Here is a 19,541-nt window from a genome sequence, read left to right on the forward strand (position 1 = left end):
CCGATTCTCCTTGCTGAGACTCGGAACGGAACCCAGGGCGCTTCAGCGACCGTCGGCGCCGACACCACCATCACACTCGATGACGACGCCGCGGCCCTCGATGCCTACAACGACAGACTGGCCGCGCTCAACGGCCTACCCCGTCACCCCAACCGATCAGAGGAACCCATCTGTGATGATCAACGGCACCATCGCTGACCACCCAAGAAATCGAACACGGTTGTTCTGCGCCTCCCTGGCGCTGTTCTCACTACCGCTCCTAGCTGGAGCCTGTTCGGCCGGAGGCCCAGGTAGAGATGCCGCCGACTCCCCGCCGCCAGCACCGAACGAGGCGGCGATCATCAACGACGCAACGCCCCAATCGATCATCGATGTGTACCGCCGAGGCGGCATGCCCGCCACCGGCGCTCACGACACCACCTCGACAGACTGCCTCACCACCCATTGCCAGGCCGCGGCTGCTACAGCTGAAACCACGGTGATGCAGTTCGGGACCACGCGAGAGGCCGCCGTCTATCACCAGACTCATCTCGACACCTTTCTCATTGAGAACATCGTCGTCGCACTCGCACCCACGACTACCAGTGAGGCTCGCAGCCAGTATCAGCACCTCACCTCCGTGGCCGTCGAGTAGGTGGCCTTCGCTACTGACCTGACCGTGACCGAGCACCGCAGCGAGGACCAGTACCGAGCCCCGGGGCGACGTTGTCACGTGGGCCAAGGGACCGACGAGGACGTAGCCGGGCGGCATCTGACTGATGGGGTGCTTCAGGCGCGGAGCTGAGATAGAGGCGCGAGACTGGAGCGAATCGCGGTCTCGGGGCCGGACATCTACCCGCTGGGAGTCGATTCTGGCCGGATCGCCGATCCGTCTCTATTTGAGGACGACGGGCGTGATGTCAGTCGAGTCGGCGCTCAGGACGGCGGTGAGAGACAGACTGGCGCCGCTGCACACTACCGGCGTGCTGCGAATGGTCGCTGCGATCTTCTTGTGCGGCGCTGGCGGACTCATGTTCTACACCTATCTCGGCCCAATCGTTCTTGCCGCCAACGGCTCCGACGCCGCACTGCCGATCCTGCTCCTGACCGTCGGGCTCGTCGGCGTCGTCTCCGCGCTCGCCTCACCGACTCCTATGGTCCGCGCCCGGCACGGCTGATGACCCTGAGAGGGCATGCCCTCGCGCTTGCCCTGATCTCTGCTTGCCTCATCGCCACTGCACGCATCACGACCCCGACGAGTCAGGCGCAACACGCACCAGTCAGGACTCCCTGACTGAGGGGAAGGTCCCAAACCGGGTCCGGATCTCCGGCGCCGGGCGGGTGGTGCGCGGGAACTTGCCCCGCACGACCACGCGAATGCCCAGGTCGGTGCCGATTCGGTCGATGGCGCGATCGCACAGCACGCCTCAGTCAGGGCGGTGCATGACGGTTCAGTGAACACGGCGCCCCAAAACCATACCCTGACGGGAGGGTATGGTTTTGGGGCGCCGAGTGGGCGACCTGTCCGGCAGTGTGGCCGACGCGACCAGCTCCCAATGGGGCGTCCGCTCGCGCTCCGGCGACGTTCTTCCCGGCGACCATTGTCGCGGTGCCCTGCTGCGCCTGTGTGCGCCAGAGTCCATGTAATTGGAGGTTCCCCGATGGTCTCGATGACGCAGCGGCTGGCCGACGAGGGGTCGGTGGTCGCCGCGCTGCGCAGCCCAGCGCGGTTACGTACTGAGGTGCTGGCTGGTTTGGTGGTCGCACTGGCGCTGATTCCGGAGGCGATCTCGTTCTCGATCATCGCCGGCGTCGATCCACGCGTCGGCTTGTTCGCCTCGTTCACGATGGCGGTGACTATCGCGATCGTCGGAGGTCGCCGCGCGATGATCTCCGCCGCGACCGGGGCGATCGCCCTAGTCATCGCACCGGTGGTCACTCAGTACGGCCTCGATTACCTGATCGCCACGGTCATCCTGGCTGGAGTGCTGCAGATGGTGCTCAGTCTGGTCGGCGTCGCCCGGTTGATGAGGTTCATCCCACGCAGTGTGATGGTCGGATTCGTCAACGCGCTGGCCATCCTCATCTTCACCGCACAGATCCCGCACCTGATCGGGGTTCCGTGGCTGGTGTATCCGATGGTCGCTGTCGGCATCCTGATCTTGGCGGTGCTGCCCAGATTGTCCAGGGCGGTTCCGGCGCCGCTGGTGGCGATTGTGCTGCTCACCGCCGCGACCATCGCGTTCTCACTCAACGTGCCCAACGTGGGGGATGAGGGAGAGCTGCCGTCGAGCCTGCCGACCTGGCTTATTCCGAACGTTCCGTTCACCCTCGACACGCTGGCGACGATCGCTCCCTACGCCCTGGCGATGGCATTGGTTGGTCTGCTCGAATCCTTGATGACCGCCAAACTCGTCGACGACATCACGGACAGCCACTCCGACAAGACCCGCGAGGCCTGGGGGCAGGGTGTCGCGAATGTGGTGACCGGGTTCTTCGGCGGAATGGGTGGGTGCGCCATGATCGGCCAGACCATGATCAACGTGAAATCCGCTGGCGCTCGCACTCGCCTGTCGACGTTCCTGGCGGGGGTGTTCCTGTTGATCCTGGTCGTCGGGCTCGGTAATGTAGTCGCGCTCATTCCGATGGCGGCACTGGTCGCGGTGATGATCATGGTCTCGGTGGGCACCATGGACTGGCATTCGATCTCGCCGAAGACGATCCGGCGCATGCCCATCGCCGAGACCACTGTCATGGTGGTCACCGTCGCGGTCACTGTGGCTACCCACAACCTGGCCTACGGTGTCATCGCCGGTGTACTGACCGCGATGGTCGCCTTCGCACAGCGCGTCGCGCATTTCACCGAGGTCGACAAGGCTTCCGACGGCGCGATCGACACGCGCGTCTACAAGGTGCGCGGCGAACTGTTCTTCGCCTCCAGCAACGACTTGGTCTATCAGTTCGACTACACCGCTGATCCGGTCAATGTCCTGATCGATATGTCGGATGCACACATCTGGGACGCCTCGACCGTGGCGGCTCTGGACGCTGTCACCACCAAATACGCCGCCAAGGGCAAGGCCGTGCAGATCATCGGCCTCGACCCGGCTTCGGAAGCTCGCCACCACCGGCTCTCCAGGCACCTGGACGGCGGACACTGAAATGAGCTCTGACACCAGTGGCTACCTGCAGATCGGACAAGGTAGCCGAGCGCACCGAGCTCTCACTGAAGTCGATCCGCCACTGGGTCGAGGTTGGGCTCGTCCGGCCTCGGCCCGCTCGACGGGCGGTACCGCCTCTACACCGAGGCTGACGTCGCCCGCATGCCGGTCATCCGCCGCATGAAGCCGCTGGGGTTCACCCTCGCGGAGATGAAGCAGTTGGTCGACTCGATCGACATTCTCGACGACGAAACGGCCGGACCGGCCTTGCGCAGGGCGGCCCAGCAGGATCTGCTCGCGCTCCGCGACAAGGCCGCCGACAACGCGGGCCGGCTCCGTCGGCAGCTGGCCTATGCCGAGGAGTTCACCGGACTGCTCTCCGCACGGCCCTCGGACTGACCGCAACCAGCTCCTCAGGGACCGCCCGAGAATCTCCAGACACCCCAGATGGGCGCGACGTAGCGTCACATGAACGACGAAGGCGCCGATCCCCGAGAGGGATCGGCGCCTCGACTTCGCTTCTCTCAGGCGCGCGGACGCGTCGTCGCTGTCAGGTGCGGGTAGCCCTTGCGGCGATTGAGGATCGACAGATCGTAGCCGTCCTCGGTCCGCTCGGTGTACATGTTCACCTTCGCGGGCAGCAGGATCGGCTTGCCGAAGCGCACCGAGTAGACGACCGCCTGCGGCAACTGCGCCTCGACGTTCGCCAGCACGGCCGCCGCGCTCCACATGCCGTGCGCGATGGCGCGACTGAATCCGAAGGCCTTCGCGGTCAGGTCCGCCATGTGGATCGGATTCCGATCGCCGGACGCGTTCGCGTACTGGCGGATCAGGCCGAGATCGACGCTGACGACGCGGCCGGGCGGCGGCGGGGTGGTGTCCTTCGGCGCCGGTCCGCGCTCACCGCCGGACAGGCTGGTGCGCTGCTGCTTCAGGAACGTGCCGGTCTGCACGGCCACCAGCTCGCGGCCGACGCGGAACTCGGAGATCACGTCGACGAGCATGCCCTTGCGGTGTTCGCGCAGGTTCTCGGCGTGCGTGGAGACGGTCAGCGGCTCATCGACGCCGATGGCGCGCAGCCGCTCGATCCGATTCTCCACGTGCACTGCGCCGACGGCGCCGAACGGGAAGTCCGCCGAGACCATCACGGTCATCGCGAGGGGGAACTGCAGGACGAACAGGTACGGCAGTGGCACCTCGGCGCCGAACTGCAGTCCCGTGGTCCGGCAGTACTCCTTGAGCTGTGCCGAGTCGATCCGCAGATTCTCGATCCGGTACACGGTGTCCGGGAGGTCGGCGGTCGCGCTGACGCGGGCGGGCTTGCCGATCACCGGGAGCATGGCGCCCACGGCCCTCGGATAGATCTGGCCCGCGCCCGGCAGGGACGTCAGGGTGACGGTCTTGGTCATCGCCGGATCCCGTCAGGCGCCGAGGAGGCTCTGACCGCACACGCGGACCACGTTGCCGGTCACCGCGTTGCTCGCCGGGCTGGCGAAGTAGGCGACGGTCTCGGCGACGTCGACGGTCTGACCGCCCTGCTGCAGCGAGTTCATCCGGCGGCCGACCTCGCGGGTGGCCAGCGGGATCGCCGCGGTCATCGCGGTCTCGATGAAGCCGGGAGCCACGGCGTTGATGGTGATGCCGGACTTCGCGAGGATCGGAGCGTAGGTGTCGACCAGGCCGATCACGCCGGCCTTCGACGCGCCGTAGTTGGTCTGTCCGCGGTTGCCTGCGATGCCTGCGATCGACGAGACGTCGACCACGGCGCCGCCCTTGCGGAGCGCCTTGCGCTCGATGAGCTCGTTGACGAGCGTCTGCGGGGCGATCAGGTTGACGCTGATCACCGAGTTCCAGCGGCCGGCATCCATGTTGGCGAGCAGCTTGTCGCGGGTGATGCCCGCGTTGTTGACGATGATGTCGAGGCCGCCGTGGCGCTCCAGGACGTGCTCGGCGACCTTCGCGCCGGCGTCGTCGGCGGTCACGTCGAGCGGCAGTGCGGTGCCGCCGACCTTGTTCGCCGTCTCACTGAGCGCCTCGCCCGCGGCCGGGATGTCGGCGGCGATGACGTGGGCGCCGTCGCGGGCCAGGACCTCGGCGATGGTGGCGCCGATGCCGCGGGCGGCACCGGTGACCAGCGCGACCTTGCCTGCGAGCGGCTTGTCCCAGCTCTCCACCGGCGCGGCGTCGTCGGCGCCGACGCGGATCACCTGGGCGTCCACGTACGTCGACTTGGCCGACAGCAGGAAGCGCAGGGTCGACTCGAGTCCGGACAGGCCGGTCTTCGCCTTCGGCGAGACGTACACCAGCTGCGCGGTCGCGCCGTTGCGGAGTTCCTTGCCGAGCGAGCGGGTGAAGCCCTCGAGCGCGCGCTGTGCGACGTGCTCGTCGGGCGCGGTGGTCAGCTCCGGCGTGGTGCCGAGGACGACGAAGCGCGCCGAGTTGCCCGCCGACCGCATGATCGGGGTGAAGAACTCGAACAGCTGCTCGAGTTCTGCGGGCTTCGAGATGCCGGTGGCGTCGAAGACAGCGGCGCCGAGCTTGTCCGCGCTGCGTCCGCCGGCGTTGTTCTCGACCAGCGTGTAGTCGTCGCCCGCGGTGAGGATCTCGCGGATCGGCTCGACGAGGCGGCCGGCGCCGCCGAGCAGGACCGGGCCGCCGAGGGCGGGCTGCGATGCGGAGTATCGACGCAGGGCCGGCGGCTGCGGAAGGCCGACGCGCGAGGCGATGAACGCGCCCGGGCCGCTGTTGACGATGGACGAATACAGGTCGGTGTTGCCTGCCACGACTATCTCCTTCGATGTCTGTGTAACGAATCCGGAGTCCGTGTCGGAACCCCGGTCCTGCCGGAGACCCTAGGCGGATGCCGGCGGCGAGCAGTAGCCCGCGCGGCTGTGACATGCGCCGCAGGCCCAGGAGTCGACAATGAACTTACTCGGGAGTAAGAATACTCTCAAGGTCGACCTGTCGACATCCGAGAATCTCCAGGAGAAGTTGTGGCCTCGTACACGCCCCGTAAGCCGGAAACCCGTCAGCAGCGCCCGGTCGCGATCCTCGGCGGAAATCGCATCCCGTTCGCACGTCAGGACCGTGCGTACGCCACCGCGAGCAACCAGGACATGTTCACCGCGGCCCTGCAGGGTCTGGTCAGCCGCTTCAACCTGCAGGGCGAGCAGCTCGGCATGGTCGCCGGCGGCGCCGTCCTGAAGCACTCGCGCGACTTCAACCTCATCCGTGAGTCGGTCCTCGGCTCCTCGCTCTCGCCCTACACGGCGGCCATGGACGTGCAGCAGGCCTGCGGCACCGGACTCCAGGCGATCCAGATCGTCGCCGACGGCATCGCGAACGGCCGCTACGACGTCGCTGTCGGCGGCGGAGTCGACACCACGTCCGACGCGCCGATCGGCGTGTCCGAGGACATGCGTCGCCAGATGCTCGAGATCAACCGCGCCAAGAGCACCGCGGATCGCGTGAAGGCCGCACTCGGCCTGGCGACCAAGCTCGGCATCGAGATCCCGCGCAACGGTGAGCCGCGCACCGGCCTGTCGATGGGCGAGCACGCCGCCATCACCGCCAAGGAGTTCGGCGTCAGCCGCGCCGACCAGGATGAGCTCGCCGCGGCCAGCCACCAGAAGATGGGTGCCGCCTACGACCGCGGCTTCTTCGACGACCTGGTGACCCCGTTCATGGGTCTGACGCGTGACGAGAACCTCCGCCCGAACTCGTCGGTGGAGAAGCTGGCCACGCTGAAGCCGGTCTTCGGTGTCAGCCTCGGCGACGCGACGATGACCGCGGGCAACTCGACGCCGCTCACCGACGGCGCCTCGGCCGTGCTGCTCGCCACCGACGAGTGGGCGGCCGAGAAGAAGCTGCCGGTCGTGGCGTACCTGCGCGACACGGAGACGGCCGCCGTCGACTACGTCAACGGTCCCGACGGCCTTCTGATGGCCCCCACCTACGCGGTGCCGCGGCTGCTGGAGCGCAACGGCCTCACGCTGCAGGACTTCGACTTCTACGAGATCCACGAGGCCTTCGCCTCCGTCGTGCTCGCCACGCTGCAGGCGTGGGAGTCGGAGGAGTACTGCACCGAGCGTCTCGGCCTCGACAAGGCGCTCGGCGCCATCGACCGCAGCAAGCTGAACGTCAACGGCTCGTCGCTCGCGGCCGGCCATCCGTTCGCCGCCACCGGCGGCCGGATCATCGCGCAGGCCGCGAAGCAGATCAAGGAGAACGGCGGCGGTCGTGCGCTGGTGTCGATCTGTGCCGCGGGCGGTCAGGGCGTCACGGCGATCGTCGAGGGATGATCGCCCGAAACTCCGATTTCGGATAAAGCCCCGGTCTCGGTCGTGAAAGCGGCCTTGACTGGGTCTCTTCCGGGATTCTGAGGGAAATTCTCGGAGGGTGTAACGCCCGCCGCGGGCCCGGCTATATACCGAGTAGCTCCGGCTGAACCGCCAGACCCCCGACCCGGCGGTTCGGCCGGAGTCATTTTTTCCAGGTAGGGTTTGTCAGTTGTGACCTCTTCCGACGATCGTTCCGACATCCGCCGGTGGATCGTCCGCGGTCTCCTCGGCGGTCTGCTACTCATCGGAGCCGCTTTCGGGATCGACGCGATCCTCACCCACGGCCATACCGCGCGCGGTGCCCACATCGCCGAGTTCGACCTCGGTGGGCTCACTGAAGCGCAGGCTCGCGCCGAGCTCGAGGCGCTCACCGTCGCGTCGCACAGTCCGGTGTCCGTGCGAACGAACACCGGGTCGGCGCACATCGACCCCGAGACGCTCGGTGCCACCTTCGACGTCGACGCCACGCTCGACCGACTGATGGACCAGCCGAAGAATCCGTGGGACCGATTCCTCGGCATGGTCGGCGTCTCACGCGACGTCGCACCCGTGGTGACTCTCGACGACGCCGCGTTCAACGCCGCGCTCGACAAGAATCGCGAAGTGCTCGAGAAGGCCGCGGTCGAGGGCGGTGTCCACTTCGACGGGCTCGAGCCGGTCGGTGACTTCCCGTCCAAGGGACTGCGCATCAAGCGGGACGCCGCCAAGCAGGCGATCGCCGACAACTGGCTCAGCGGCCACCCGGTCGACCTCGAGATGGAGCCGTTCTCGCCGACGGTCTCGGCGGAGACGGTCCAGGCCACCCTCGACGGTCCGGCGCAGGAGGTCACCGCTTCGGCGATTCCGCTCTCCGGACGTGGTTCGCGCGTGATCGTCTCGCCCCGGGAGGCGGGGCGGCTCGTCACCTTCGTTCCTGACGGCAAGGGCGGTCTGGCCGCGCACGTCGATCCGAAGAAGGCGCAGGAGATCCTGGGCGATCGGGCGGCGAAGACCGAGTCCAAACCGGTCGACGCGACCTTCCGGCTGACCGGCGGCACTCCGACCGTCGTGCCGTCCACCGAGGGCGCGACCGTCGACTGGGTCCGGACCGCCGACGCGCTCGCCGCGCTCTCGACGCAGTCGGACAAGCGCTCCGGCGATGTGGTCTACAAGATCACCAAGCCCAAGGTCGACACCAAGCGGGCGAGCAAGCTGGGCGTCAAGGAAGTGGTCTCGGAATTCACCACCGGGGGCTTCAGCGGTCCCTCCGGTGAGAACATCCGCCTCGTCGCCGAGCAGGTGAACGGAGCGGTGGTCCTACCGGGCCAGACGTTCTCCCTGAACGGCTACACCGGGCCCCGCGGCAGCGCTCAGGGCTACGTGAAGTCCGGCATCATCGACCACGGCAGGCCGTCAGAGGCCGTGGGTGGCGGGATCTCGCAGTTCGCGACCACGCTGTACAACGCGTCGTACTTCGCCGGGCTCGAGGACGTCACGCACACCGAGCACAGCTACTACATCTCCCGTTACCCGGAGGCGCGTGAGGCCACCGTGTTCGAGGGCGCCATCGATCTGCAGTTCAAGAACAACACGCCCTACGGCATCGTGATCGAGACCGGCTGGACGCCGTCGAACGTCACCGTCCGGATGTGGAGCACCAAGACCATGGAGGTCGAGTCGGTGACCGGCGATCGCACCGCTCCGACGTCGCCGTCGACCGTCGTTCTTCCGGCGGGCGACGAGTGCGTCGCGAGCAGCGGGCAGCCCGGATTCACCGCGTCCAACACCCGGATCATCCGCAGCCTGAAGACCGGCCAGGAGACCTATCGGCACACACGCACGGTGAAGTACGACCCGGAGCCCGTGGTCCGCTGCCGTTAATGGAGTCCGCCGCCAGTGGAGTCCGAGGATCACCGGCGACTGAAACGTGTTCCAACCCCCGAGATGTGCTCCCAGTCACCGGGAGATAAGCTCCGGGACATGGATATCAATGGAGCAAGTGCAATCGTGACCGGCGGTGCGTCGGGCATCGGCGCGGCCTCGGCTCGCCGGCTCGCCGCGCAGGGTGCCAAGGTCGTCATCGCCGACCTCAAGGCCGAGGACGGCGAGGCCCTGGCCAAGGAGATCGGCGGCGCGTTCGTCACCGTCGACGTCACCGACACCGCGCAGATCGAGGCCGCCGTCAACAAGGCCGTCGAGCTCGGCCCGCTGAAGGCCGTCGTGAACTCGGCAGGCATCGGCTGGGCGCAGCGCACCATCGGCAAGGACGGGGAGTTCGCGTCGGCGCACAACCTGGACCTGTACAAGAAGGTCATCGCCATCAACCTGATCGGCACCTTCGACACCGTGCGCCTCGCCGCCACCGCCATGAGCCGGAACGAGCCGAACGAGAACGGCGAGCGCGGTGCCATCGTCAACCTGGCGTCCGTCGCCGCGTTCGACGGCCAGATCGGCCAGGCCGCGTACTCGTCGTCGAAGGGCGGCGTCGTCGGCATGACCCTGCCGGTCGCGCGCGACCTGTCGGCTGCAGGCATCCGCGTCAACTGCATCGCTCCGGGCCTCATCGACACCCCGATCTACGGTTCGGGCCCCGAGTCGGAGGCCTTCAAGGCCAAGCTCGGCGAGAGCGTCCTGTTCCCGAAGCGTCTCGGCGTGCCGGACGAGCTGGCCTCGATGGTCGAGGAGCTCATCACGAACTCGTACATGAACGCCGAGGTCGTCCGCGTCGACGGCGGCATCCGGATGCCTCCGAAGTAGGCCTTACCCACCTGGCATTCGCTTACGCCGTTGATCGTGACCATCCAGTGGTCACGATCAACGGCGTAACGCATTTCGGGGATCCCGTCGGTGCGCCCGCCCGGGTGGTCGATCGCGGATACGCTTCTCCACATGCGGAATCTGGTGCTTTCGGTAATCGGCGACGATCGACCGGGACTGGTGTCGGCGCTCGCCGACGCGGTCGCGGCGCAGGGCGGGAACTGGGAACGCAGTCAGCTCGCGCAACTGGCGGGCAAGTTCGCGGGCATCGTGGTCGTCGCGGTCGCCGAGGATCGGGCGGACGGGCTGATCGGAGCGGTCACCGCGCTCGACGGTCTGCTGGAGGTCGCGGTGCATGCGGGCGACGGCGGGTCGCCGCGGACGTCGCAGTGGTCGTCGCTGACGATCGACGTGCTCGGCAACGATCGCCCGGGAATCGTGAACGAATTGTCCGCGGCACTGAACGCCAGCGGCGTCTCGATCGAGAAGCTGACCACCGGCACGCGCGAGGCTCCGATGGCCGGCGGGATGCTGTTCGAGGCTCGCATGGAGGTCCGGGTGCCGCCGAGCGCCGATGTCGCGACCATTCGCGGCGACCTCGAACGGATCGCGGAAGAGCTGTTCGTCGAGCTGGGCATCGAGGGCGAGTAGGCACCCTCCGTCTCGGTATCGTTGAGGCATGAGTGACGCCGATCCACGCCCGCTCACGCTGGGTGAGCTCATCCGCACTCAGCGCGAGCTGGCCGCCATGCCGATGCGACGGCTCGCCGAGATGGTCGGCATCTCCAATCCGTATCTGTCGCAGATCGAGCGGAACCTGCGTGAGCCCAGCGACCGGGTCCTCGAGGCGATCGCCGACAACCTGAAGCTGTCGGCGGACGTGCTCGCGGCGTCGACCCGGAGTTCGGATCCGGAGGGGCAGACAGAGGTGGTGGCGGCGATCCGGCGGGACCCCGACCTCACGCGCGCGCAGCGCGCCGCGCTGGAGGAGATGTACGAGACGTTCACGGGCGTGACGGTCGCGAACCGCCGTCGCGGGGCGGCTGAGCAGTCCGGCGGCTGAGCGGGCGTGGCCGAAACGAGAAACGGCGCGGACCCTGATCGGGTCCGCGCCGTTGTCGGCGTGTGCGAGGACTACGCGAGCACCGAGCGGGCAGCGGAGACGCCCGCGGCGTTCAGATCGCTGAACAGCTTCACCTGCGCGGCGACGACGCCGTCGGCGGCGGCCAGACCGGTGCTGCCGATGACCTTCTGCTGGAAGTCGAGCACGGTGCTGATCGACTTCTCGTAGACGTCCAGCGAGGCGAGCGCGGTCTGCTTGGTCGCGTCGAGCAGTGCGGTCTGCACGTCCTGGATCTGCTTGGTCGAGTCGTCGATGGCCTTGGTGACCTTGCTCGCGGCGTCGGTGTTCGTCATGGTTCTCTCCTCGGGTGAAGGTGGTGCGGCGGCGCGCTCCGTTGTTAACAAGTTAGCACGATGAATGCTAACTCTCCAGAGTGTCGATCGTCACAGGTTCTGCTCGCACTACCAACGCGTATGGCCGGACTACTCGGCTCGAATCGCCGAAATCACGGTTCTACGCGTTGGTAGTGCGAGCGGGCCGGTCAGCCGTTGACGTACGTGCCGGGCGCGGGCGTGATCGCCGGGTGCTTGTCGCTGCCCATCGCGGGCGGTGCCTGCATCTCGCCGGCGCGGGCACCGAACCAGAGCACCCAGTCGTCCCACCACGAGTCGCCGGTGACGGTCGCGGCGTCGCGCCACGCATCGGGGTCGGTGGGGAGTTCGGGGGACGGGGCCTCGGGTGAACCGAGCGCCGCAGTCCACGCCTTCTTGCCGGGCGGGTTGACGATGCCCGCGATGTGTCCGCCGTTCGACAGGACGTAGCGGGCGTCGTTGCCGAACAGCTTGGCGCCCGCATACGACGTCTTCCACGGCACGATGTGATCGTTGATCGCGCCGACGATGTACACGTCGCCGCTGAACGACTTGAGGTCGACGGGACTGTCGCAGATCGTCAATTCGCCCTTGGCCAGCTGGTTCTCGCTGTAGAGCTGACGGAGATACTGGGTGTGCATGGCGGCGGGCATCCGGGTCGCATCCTCGTTCCAGACCAGCAGATCGAAGGCCGGCGGAGCCTCGCCGAGCATCCAGCGCGAGATCCAGTAGCTGAAGATCAGGTCGTTCGCGCGCAGCATGTCGAACGTGAGCGCCATGTCCTCGCCGTCGAGGTAGCCCTTCTTGGCCATCAAGACGTCGAGCTTCTCGAGGGTCTTCGGATCGGTCATCAGGCCGAGATCGCCGGTCTCCGAGTAGTCCAGAATCGTGTTGATCAGCGTGAGGTCGCCGATCCGGTCGTCGCCGGTGCCCGCCGCGATCGCGGTCATCGCGCCGCCCAGGCACACCGCGGCGACGTCGACCTTGGGTGCGCCGGTGATCTCCTGGATCGCATCGAGCGCCGAGCGGATCCCGAGATCGAGGTAGTCGTCGAACGTCACCGAGCTCATCGACGAGTCCGGGTTGCGGTACGAGATGGCGAAGACGGTGCGACCGTGCTGTACGGCCCACTCGATGAGACTGCGGCCGGGCGCGAGATCCATGATGTAGAACTTGTTGATCCAGGGCGGGCTGGCCAGCAGCGGTACCGCGTGCACCTGCTCGGTCTGGGGCGCGTACTGAATCAGCTCGATCAACTCGTTGCGGAACACCACCTGGCCCTCGGTGCAGCCCATGTTCTCGCCCACGGTGAACGCGTCCATGTCCACGCGCAGCGGTCGCCCCTTCCGATGGACGGCGTCGGACAACGCGTACTTCGCGCCCTGGGCCAGCGACTTTCCGCCGGTGCTGATCGCTTTCGTGAGCACGGTCGGGTTGGTCAGCGGCGAGTTGCTCGGCGAGAGCATGTCACACAGGAACTGCACCATCGCCCGGGTCTTGGCGCTGGTGACCGCGTCGGTCGGCGCGGCGTCGACGAGATCGAGCGCGAACGACTGGGCGGCGAAGTACGCCTGCACGATCGAGAAGTAGCCGGGGTTCTCGTGCCAGGTGCTGTCGGAGAACCGGCGGTCGCGGACGGACTCGGGATTCTCGTCTACGCCGTCGAGGCCGAGTGCGACTCGAGTCGCGGCGCCGGGGATCCGGCTCAGACGACTCGCGAAGTCGCCGGTGGCCTTGGCGACGCCCAGCGGGTTCTTGGCCAGGTCGGAGGTGGTTCGGAACGACGACTCCAGCCAGCCGATGGGGTCGACTTCGGCGGCGATGCGGGTGGGGAGGTTGATGCTCATGCGGGTGTTACTCGTGATCTCTTGCTGGGTGGGGAGGGTGGGGCGTGACCGTCGGCTAGGTGTGATGTCCGGCTAGGCGGTGTCGCCGAGGTAGCGGACGATCATCTCGCACACGCACACCGGACGTTCGCTGCCTTCGACGGTGAACGTCAGGCCGACCGTCAGCTGATAGCCACCGGCGATCTCGTCGACGGATACGACGCGGGCGGTGGCGCCGACCTCGGAGTCGACGGGCACCGGGGCGGGGAATCGCACCTTGTTGAGGCCGTAGTTGATGATCTGGGTGGCGCCGTCGACGTCGAGGAGGTCCCAGAACAGCGGAACAGCCAGGGACAGGGTCAGGTAGCCGTGGGCGATGGTCGTGCCGAACGGGCCGTTCTTCGCGCGCACCGGATCGACGTGGATCCACTGGTGGTCGTTGGTGGCGTCCGCGAACGTGTCGATCTGCTGCTGCGTGATCCGGATGCGGCTGGAAGCGCCCAGGTCCTGACCGGCGAGTGACGGCAGATCGGCGATTCCGATCTTCCGGGTGGCGGTGGGCGAAGTGGCGTTCGAGTTGGGCAACCGTTTTTCCGATCGATTAATAGACCGCACCGATGAGTCGATGCAGCCGTGGGTTCAGCAGGGGATTTCGGCCAGTCGCGGTCGTTGTTTCCGGACTGTCCTCATCGCTCCTCGGGCGGGCTTTCTGATTGAGGGGAGAAAGCCCGATCCATTGAGGAACTGAAATCAGACTAAGTGTCGGATTCGGCTAGTTCAATTCGATGTGAGGTATCTGACTTGGCACTCAGTGCACCATCTGACCTGGTGATATGGCGGAGTTCAAGGTCGATTGAGATTACCGACGAGTAGTTCAACGCGGTTACCAATGAGTATTTTCCGGGCCTACTAATCAGTAGTGAGTTGGGAGGTGAACTCGTCCAATGATTGTCTACTGATTAGTAGGCCGACATCTGCATTGCGGCTTCCGTGGTTCGGTATCGAGATGCTCGCATACGCGCGAATTCGCCAATCCTGTTCCGCCGGTGAAGGAATGGCTCGCGATGTGCTGGGCGGAGCGGTGATGGCGCTACGCGGTCAGTCGTCAGCTGCGGGTCTGCTCCAGGTCCGACTGGGCCTCCCGCCGGCCGCGCAGTCCGAGGACTGCGGCGGCGAAGCAGGCTGCCGCGACCGCCGCGGCGAACCACGGGAACACCTCGGCCGTGCCGAAGGAGGACGACAGCGCCCCCGCGATGACTGTGGGAACACCCATGGCGAGGTAGCCGAGCAGGTAGTACGCGCTCATCACGCGGCCGCGGGCGTCAGCGGGTGCGACGTCGTTGAGATGGCGCAGTGATCCGCCGAACGCCAGGCCGAACGCGGCGCCGAGCACGATGGAGTCGACGATGACGAAGGTCGTCGAACCGGTGTGCAGTGCCCAGATCGCCGACAGCAGCGCGACGATCATGCCGAGGTCTCCGGTGATGGCGGCGGTCCGCGGATCGAGTCGCCCGCCGATCCACTGCGACGCGGCCGAGGCCGCGGCCATCACTGCGACGACGACCCCGACGAAGATCACCGAGGTGTGGCCGGTGGCGTGCTGGGTCAGTGCGGGGTAGAGGCTGAGGAAGACGCCGAGGACCGACCAGGCAGTCATGATGCCGATTCCGGAGAACCAGAAGTCGGTGGCGATCTCCTTCGGAATGGACGGTCGTTGCAGGCGGACCCGTCCGCCGGTGCGCTCGGTGTGCGGCTCCACCAGGACGATCACGGCCACCAGCATCAGCACGACCACCGCTCCGACGATGGCGAACGGCACGCGAAGCGGATTCGCCGCCCACTGCGCTGCGGCCGCGGCCCCGAACACGGTGATCGTGATGCCGACGTTCAGCGCGATGCCGCTGGCCATGCCGTTGCGGGCGCCGTCGTGCGGTCGGACGTCGAGCAGTGCTGCGCCGGCGACGACGGTGATGGCCCCGATCGCGCTGCCGTGTAGGAAGCGGGCGAGCATCAGCTCCCATGCGTTGGTCGCGATGAGGAAGAGGCCGAGCCCGGCGAGGATCGAGACGAGTGCGGCGATCAGCACCGGCTTGCGTCCGACGGCGTCGGAGATCGGGCCGACGGTGAGGGCCGATCCGAGCGCGCCGACGGCGTAGACCGCGAAGACGATGGTGATCGTCAGCGGCGTCATGTGCCACTCGGACTGGTAGATCGGGTACAGCGGCGACGGCAGTCCCGAGCAGCCCAGTGCCAGGGCCAGCAGTGCGAGCAGCAGCATGTACGACCACGCCTGCGGATGAGCGGTCCGGACGGCGGGCGGTTGGGCGACTGCGGTGCTGGCCATGGCGTCCTCGGGTACGTTTGATGGTGATCGAACGGTTCCGACGGTACGCTTCTGTTCGACGATCATCAAACAGTTTGTGAGGAGTGAAGTCATGGCGCAGGCGAACGAGCAGACGGTCGAGTCCGGGGCCGTCGCCGACCTGCAGTCGGTGCTCAGCGCACTCGCCGATCCGGTTCGGTTGGAGATGGTCCGCCGACTGCACAACGCCGACGCGGAACTGTCGTGCACTGCGCTGTACGACACCGTCACCAAGGCGACCGCGAGTCACCACTTCAAGATCTTGCGCGAGGCGGGCGTCGTCGCACGACGGCCCGCGGGCCAGGGCGCGACGTACGCCCTGCGCGACGCCGACGTCGAGGCCGCGTATCCCGGTCTGCTGTCGGCCGTGCTCGCCGCCGCGAACGCGGAGTAACTCGCACTACCAACGCGTACGGCGAGAGATCCCGCTCGGATGTCCGATTCCTCGCCGATCTACGCGTTGGTAGTGCGAACTACGCCGTCAGCACGACCTTCAGCGCCTTGGTCTGCGCGGCATCGGCGAAGACGTCGTAGGCGTCCAGGATGTCGTTCAATGCGAACCGGTGGCTGATGAAGACGTCCGGATCGATCTTGCGCTGGGCGACCATCTTCAGCAGCGTCCCGAGGGTGTCGGTGTTCACCAGCCCCATCGACATCACGATGTTCGAGATCCAGAGGTCCTGCAGCGGCAGTTCGACGGACTTCCCGTGCACGCCGACGTTCGCCACGTGCCCGGCCGGCCGAACGACGTCCAGGCACATCTGCCAGGTGGCCGGAATGCCCACGGCCTCGATCGCGACGTCGACGCCGAGGCCATCGGTCATCGCCATCACCTGGTCGCGCCAATCCGGATCGGACGACACGACGCCGTCGGTGGCGCCGAACCTGCGTGCCTGCGACACCCGATTGGGATCGAGGTCGACGGCGATCACTCGGCTCGGGCCGTACAGTCCCGATGTCGCGATGGCGGCGAGGCCGACGGGCCCGGCGCCGATCACGGCGACCACGTCGCCGGGCTTCACCGCGCCGTACCTGACCCCGATCTCGTGACCGGTCGGCAGGATGTCGGACAGGATGACGCCCTGCTCCGGGCTGACCGTCTCGGGCAGGCGGTACACCGAGTTCTCCGCGTACGGCACGCGGACGTACTCCGCCTGGGTGCCGTCGATCAGGTGGCCGAAGATCCAGCCGATACCCTCGGCGCCCTCCGCGCCCAGGCAATGCGAGAAGACGCCCTGCTTGCAGTACGCGCACTTTCCGCAGGAGGAGATGCACGAGATGATCACCTGGTCGCCGACTGCCAGGGTGGTCACCGCGGAGCCGGTCTGGGTGATCGTCCCGACGCCCTCGTGGCCGAGGATGCGTCCGGGCACGACCGCCGGCACGTCACCTTTCAGGATGTGCAGGTCGGTACCGCAGATGGTGGTCGCGTCCATCTTCACGATCACATCGGTCGGTGCGACGATCGTGGGCTCTGGTACGTCGTCCCAGGACTTCTGCCCGGGGCCGTGGTAGACGAGTGCTTTCATCGTGGTGCTCCCATCGAAGAGACCCCCGCCTTCGACGCTATCGCCGATCCGGACCGGACGGAAGAACCCCGCCGGTCCGGGACCGGCGGGGTTCTTCGATGCTTCAGATCACCTGTCGAGGCGGATCAGAATGCGGCTTCGTCGAGCTCCATGATGTCGTTGTCGACGTTGTTGTCGACGACATTGCGGACCGCGGTGAGCAGCGGCAGCATGTTCTTCGCGAAGAAGACGCCCGAGGCGACCTTGCCTTCGTAGAAGGCCTTGTCGTCGCCGGTGGCGCCGGCGTCCAGGGCGGCCTGGGCGACGACGGCCTGGCGCAGCAGCAGCCAGCCGATCATCAGGTCGCCGACGGCCATCAGGAAGCGGACCGAGGCGGTGCCGATCAGGTACAGCTTCTTCGGATCCTCCTGCGCGCCCATCAGCCAGCCGGTCAGCTTGGCGGCCATGGCCTGGACGTCCTCGTTGGCGGTCTTGAGCAGCGCGCGCTCGGCGTCGAAGCCCTGGCCGTTGTCGATGAAGTCCTGGATCTGACCTGCGACGTGGGCGAGTGCCTGGCCCTTGTCGCGGATGATCTTGCGGAAGAAGAAGTCCTGCGCCTGGATGGCGGTGGTGCCCTCGTACAGCGAGTCGATCTTCGAGTCGCGGATGTACTGCTCGATCGGGTAGTCCTGCAGGAAGCCGGAACCGCCCAGAGTCTGCAGCGACTCGGTGAGCTTCTCGTAGGCGCGCTCGGAGCCGACGCCCTTGACGATCGGGAGCAGCAGGTCGTTGACCTTGTGGGCCATCTCGGCATCGGCGCCGGAGACGATCTGCGCCGCGGCGGGGTCCTGGTGCGACGCGGTGTAGAGGTACACGGCGCGCAGGCCCTCGGCGTACGCCTTCTGCGTCAGCAGGGCACGACGGACGTCCGGGTGGTGGGTGATGGTGACGCGCGGAGCGGCCTTGTCCATCATCTGGGTCAGGTCTGCGCCCTGGACGCGCTCCTTGGCGTACTCGAGAGCGTTGAGGTAGCCGGTCGACAGCGTCGAGATGGCCTTGGTGCCGACCATCATGCGAGCGTGCTCGATGACGTCGAACATCTGGGCGATGCCCTTGTGGACCTCGCCGACGAGCCAGCCCTTGGCCGGGGTGCCGTGCAGGCCGAAGCTGACCTCGCAGGTGGCAGAGGCCTTGATGCCCATCTTGTGCTCGACGCCGGTCACGAAGGCGCCGTTGCGGTCGCCCAGCTCGCCGGTCTCGTGGTCGAAGTGGAACTTCGGCACGAAGAACAGCGACAGGCCCTTGGTGCCCGGTCCGGCGCCCTCGGGGCGAGCCAGGACCAGGTGGAAGATGTTCTCGGTCATGTCCTGGTCGGCCGAGGTGATGAAGCGCTTCACGCCCTCGATGTGCCAGGTGCCGTCTTCCTGCTGCGTGGCCTTGGTGGTGCCCGCGCCGACGTCGGAACCGGCATCCGGCTCGGTCAGGACCATGGTGGCGCCCCAGCCGCGCTCAGCGCAGATCGCGGCCCACTTCTTCTGCTCGTCGGTGCCGTTGTCGTAGAAGATGTTCGAGAAGCCCGAACCGGCGGCGTACATGAAGATCGGCGGGTTGGCGCCGAGGATCATCTCGCCGATGGCCCAGTACAGCGAGCGCGGGGCGGGCAGTCCGCCCAGTGCCTCGTCGACGCCGACCTTGTCCCAGCCGGCCTCGATGAAGGCGTTGTACGAGGCCTTGAACGACTCGGGGATGGTGACGGTGTGGTTCTCGGGGTCGAACACCGGCGGGTTGCGGTCTGCGTCGGTGAACGAATCGGCGATCGGGCCCTCGGCGAGGGTGCGGACCTCGCGGAGCATGTCGACGGCCGTCTCGTGGTCGAGGTCGCCGAACTCTCCGGTGGCGAGGACCTTGTCGAGTTCGTACATCTCGAAGAGGTTGAAGTGCAGGTCGCGCAGGTTGGACTTGTAATGGCCCATGGTTTTCCTTACTCGCAGTTCTAGAAGGTCGTTTCCCGGGTGCGCGGCTCCGGTGGCTGACACGGCGCCGACTAAGTTACTTGCCGGTAACTATTGACAGGGTACCGCTCGTCCGGTGCGCGGACAATACGGCTCCTGTGTGGCCCCGCTAACAAATGCAAGCGGAGAGGATCTAGATGTGATGTCCAGGCAGGTTGTTTTCAATCCTGGTGATGGGTGGGG

At 66.8% G+C, this 19,541-nt stretch carries 18 protein-coding genes; 10 read left to right on the plus strand and 8 right to left on the minus strand.

Annotation, left to right across the window (positions count from 1 at the left end; genetic code table 11):
- The first annotated feature begins 175 nt into the window (after positions 1-175).
- From SCNU_RS20480 to SCNU_RS19450, 4 genes are all read left to right on the plus strand, one after another.
- Positions 176-634: a hypothetical protein gene (locus tag SCNU_RS20480; RefSeq protein WP_139026167.1), complete on the plus strand. Its 459-nt coding sequence runs from the start codon at positions 176-178 to the stop codon at positions 632-634.
- Between the two features lie 328 nt (positions 635-962).
- Positions 963-1,157: a hypothetical protein gene (locus tag SCNU_RS19440; RefSeq protein WP_139026169.1), complete on the plus strand. Its 195-nt coding sequence runs from the start codon at positions 963-965 to the stop codon at positions 1,155-1,157.
- Between the two features lie 483 nt (positions 1,158-1,640).
- Positions 1,641-3,140, plus strand: a complete 1,500-nt coding sequence (locus SCNU_RS19445; RefSeq protein WP_009681132.1) for a SulP family inorganic anion transporter — start codon at positions 1,641-1,643, stop codon at positions 3,138-3,140.
- A gap of 93 nt (positions 3,141-3,233) precedes the next feature.
- On the plus strand, positions 3,234-3,539 hold the full coding sequence (locus tag SCNU_RS19450; RefSeq protein WP_009681133.1) for a MerR family transcriptional regulator: 306 nt from the start codon (positions 3,234-3,236) through the stop codon (positions 3,537-3,539).
- A 125-nt stretch (positions 3,540-3,664) separates the two neighbouring features.
- Here SCNU_RS19450 and SCNU_RS19455 read toward each other — a convergent pair whose 3' ends face one another.
- Positions 3,665-4,549, minus strand: a complete 885-nt coding sequence (locus tag SCNU_RS19455) for a MaoC/PaaZ C-terminal domain-containing protein (protein WP_009681134.1) — start codon at positions 4,547-4,549, stop codon at positions 3,665-3,667.
- Positions 4,550-4,561: 12 nt separating this feature from the next.
- Positions 4,562-5,929: a 3-oxoacyl-ACP reductase gene (locus tag SCNU_RS19460; RefSeq protein WP_175284135.1), complete on the minus strand. Its 1,368-nt coding sequence runs from the start codon at positions 5,927-5,929 to the stop codon at positions 4,562-4,564.
- A 204-nt stretch (positions 5,930-6,133) separates the two neighbouring features.
- On the opposite strand from SCNU_RS19460, the gene SCNU_RS19465 reads away from it, so the two are divergent.
- The 5 genes from SCNU_RS19465 (at position 6,134) to SCNU_RS19485 (ending at position 11,279) form a co-directional block, all read left to right on the plus strand.
- Complete coding sequence (locus tag SCNU_RS19465; RefSeq protein ID WP_009681136.1) at positions 6,134-7,441, plus strand: acetyl-CoA C-acetyltransferase; 1,308 nt, start codon at positions 6,134-6,136, stop codon at positions 7,439-7,441.
- A 210-nt stretch (positions 7,442-7,651) separates the two neighbouring features.
- A complete protein-coding gene (locus tag SCNU_RS19470) occupies positions 7,652-9,340 on the plus strand; it encodes a VanW family protein (RefSeq protein WP_009681137.1) in 1,689 nt (562 codons plus the stop codon).
- Between the two features lie 99 nt (positions 9,341-9,439).
- Positions 9,440-10,216: an SDR family NAD(P)-dependent oxidoreductase gene (locus SCNU_RS19475; RefSeq protein WP_040518968.1), complete on the plus strand. Its 777-nt coding sequence runs from the start codon at positions 9,440-9,442 to the stop codon at positions 10,214-10,216.
- A 132-nt stretch (positions 10,217-10,348) separates the two neighbouring features.
- Entirely contained in the window at positions 10,349-10,867 is a 519-nt protein-coding gene (locus tag SCNU_RS19480) for a glycine cleavage system transcriptional repressor (RefSeq protein WP_009681139.1), read from the plus strand.
- A gap of 28 nt (positions 10,868-10,895) precedes the next feature.
- On the plus strand, positions 10,896-11,279 hold the full coding sequence (locus SCNU_RS19485) for a helix-turn-helix domain-containing protein (RefSeq protein ID WP_009681140.1): 384 nt from the start codon (positions 10,896-10,898) through the stop codon (positions 11,277-11,279).
- A gap of 71 nt (positions 11,280-11,350) precedes the next feature.
- Here the strand turns inward: SCNU_RS19485 and SCNU_RS19490 are convergent, their stop codons facing one another.
- The 4 genes from SCNU_RS19490 to SCNU_RS19505 all read right to left on the minus strand — a co-directional run bounded on the left by SCNU_RS19490 (position 11,351) and on the right by SCNU_RS19505 (position 15,820).
- Positions 11,351-11,632, minus strand: a complete 282-nt coding sequence (locus SCNU_RS19490; protein ID WP_009681141.1) for a hypothetical protein — start codon at positions 11,630-11,632, stop codon at positions 11,351-11,353.
- Positions 11,633-11,820: 188 nt separating this feature from the next.
- The gene (locus tag SCNU_RS19495; RefSeq protein WP_009681142.1) at positions 11,821-13,497 is read right to left on the minus strand and encodes a PHA/PHB synthase family protein; all 1,677 of its coding nucleotides are present in this window, start codon (positions 13,495-13,497) and stop codon (positions 11,821-11,823) included.
- Between the two features lie 72 nt (positions 13,498-13,569).
- Positions 13,570-14,061, minus strand: a complete 492-nt coding sequence (locus SCNU_RS19500; RefSeq protein WP_009681143.1) for a MaoC family dehydratase — start codon at positions 14,059-14,061, stop codon at positions 13,570-13,572.
- Positions 14,062-14,581: 520 nt separating this feature from the next.
- Entirely contained in the window at positions 14,582-15,820 is a 1,239-nt protein-coding gene (locus tag SCNU_RS19505; RefSeq protein WP_009681144.1) for an MFS transporter, read from the minus strand.
- A gap of 91 nt (positions 15,821-15,911) precedes the next feature.
- Between SCNU_RS19505 and SCNU_RS19510 the strand changes: the two genes are divergently transcribed.
- Positions 15,912-16,232 carry an ArsR/SmtB family transcription factor gene (locus tag SCNU_RS19510; protein WP_009681145.1) on the plus strand — a complete coding sequence of 107 codons (321 nt, stop codon included), beginning with the start codon at positions 15,912-15,914 and terminating at the stop codon, positions 16,230-16,232.
- A 79-nt stretch (positions 16,233-16,311) separates the two neighbouring features.
- Here SCNU_RS19510 and SCNU_RS19515 read toward each other — a convergent pair whose 3' ends face one another.
- Positions 16,312-17,367, minus strand: coding sequence for a zinc-dependent alcohol dehydrogenase family protein (locus tag SCNU_RS19515; protein ID WP_009681146.1), 1,056 nt, complete (start codon positions 17,365-17,367; stop codon positions 16,312-16,314).
- Positions 17,368-17,492: 125 nt separating this feature from the next.
- Positions 17,493-19,319 carry an acyl-CoA dehydrogenase gene (locus SCNU_RS19520; protein WP_009681147.1) on the minus strand — a complete coding sequence of 609 codons (1,827 nt, stop codon included), beginning with the start codon at positions 19,317-19,319 and terminating at the stop codon, positions 17,493-17,495.
- Positions 19,320-19,541: the final 222 nt, after the last annotated feature.

This window comes from Gordonia neofelifaecis NRRL B-59395, from assembly GCF_000192435.1.
Taxonomy (GTDB): Bacteria; Actinomycetota; Actinomycetes; order Mycobacteriales; family Mycobacteriaceae; genus Gordonia; species Gordonia neofelifaecis.

Bases quoted from the DNA above. Each gene is read 5' to 3' on its own strand.
- SCNU_RS20480 (WP_139026167.1), top strand. From the start codon at position 176: ATGATCAACGGCACCATCGCTGACCACCCAAGAAATCGAACACGGTTG.
- SCNU_RS19480 (WP_009681139.1), top strand. From the start codon at position 10,349: ATGCGGAATCTGGTGCTTTCGGTAATCGGCGACGATCGACCGGGACTG.
- SCNU_RS19455 (WP_009681134.1), bottom strand. From the start codon at position 4,549: ATGACCAAGACCGTCACCCTGACGTCCCTGCCGGGCGCGGGCCAGATC.
- SCNU_RS19510 (WP_009681145.1), top strand. From the start codon at position 15,912: ATGGCGCAGGCGAACGAGCAGACGGTCGAGTCCGGGGCCGTCGCCGAC.
- SCNU_RS19445 (WP_009681132.1), top strand. From the start codon at position 1,641: ATGGTCTCGATGACGCAGCGGCTGGCCGACGAGGGGTCGGTGGTCGCC.
- SCNU_RS19515 (WP_009681146.1), bottom strand. From the start codon at position 17,367: ATGAAAGCACTCGTCTACCACGGCCCCGGGCAGAAGTCCTGGGACGAC.
- SCNU_RS19485 (WP_009681140.1), top strand. From the start codon at position 10,896: ATGAGTGACGCCGATCCACGCCCGCTCACGCTGGGTGAGCTCATCCGC.
- SCNU_RS19505 (WP_009681144.1), bottom strand. From the start codon at position 15,820: ATGGCCAGCACCGCAGTCGCCCAACCGCCCGCCGTCCGGACCGCTCAT.
- SCNU_RS19475 (WP_040518968.1), top strand. From the start codon at position 9,440: ATGGATATCAATGGAGCAAGTGCAATCGTGACCGGCGGTGCGTCGGGC.
- SCNU_RS19490 (WP_009681141.1), bottom strand. From the start codon at position 11,632: ATGACGAACACCGACGCCGCGAGCAAGGTCACCAAGGCCATCGACGAC.
- SCNU_RS19520 (WP_009681147.1), bottom strand. From the start codon at position 19,319: ATGGGCCATTACAAGTCCAACCTGCGCGACCTGCACTTCAACCTCTTC.
- SCNU_RS19495 (WP_009681142.1), bottom strand. From the start codon at position 13,497: ATGAGCATCAACCTCCCCACCCGCATCGCCGCCGAAGTCGACCCCATC.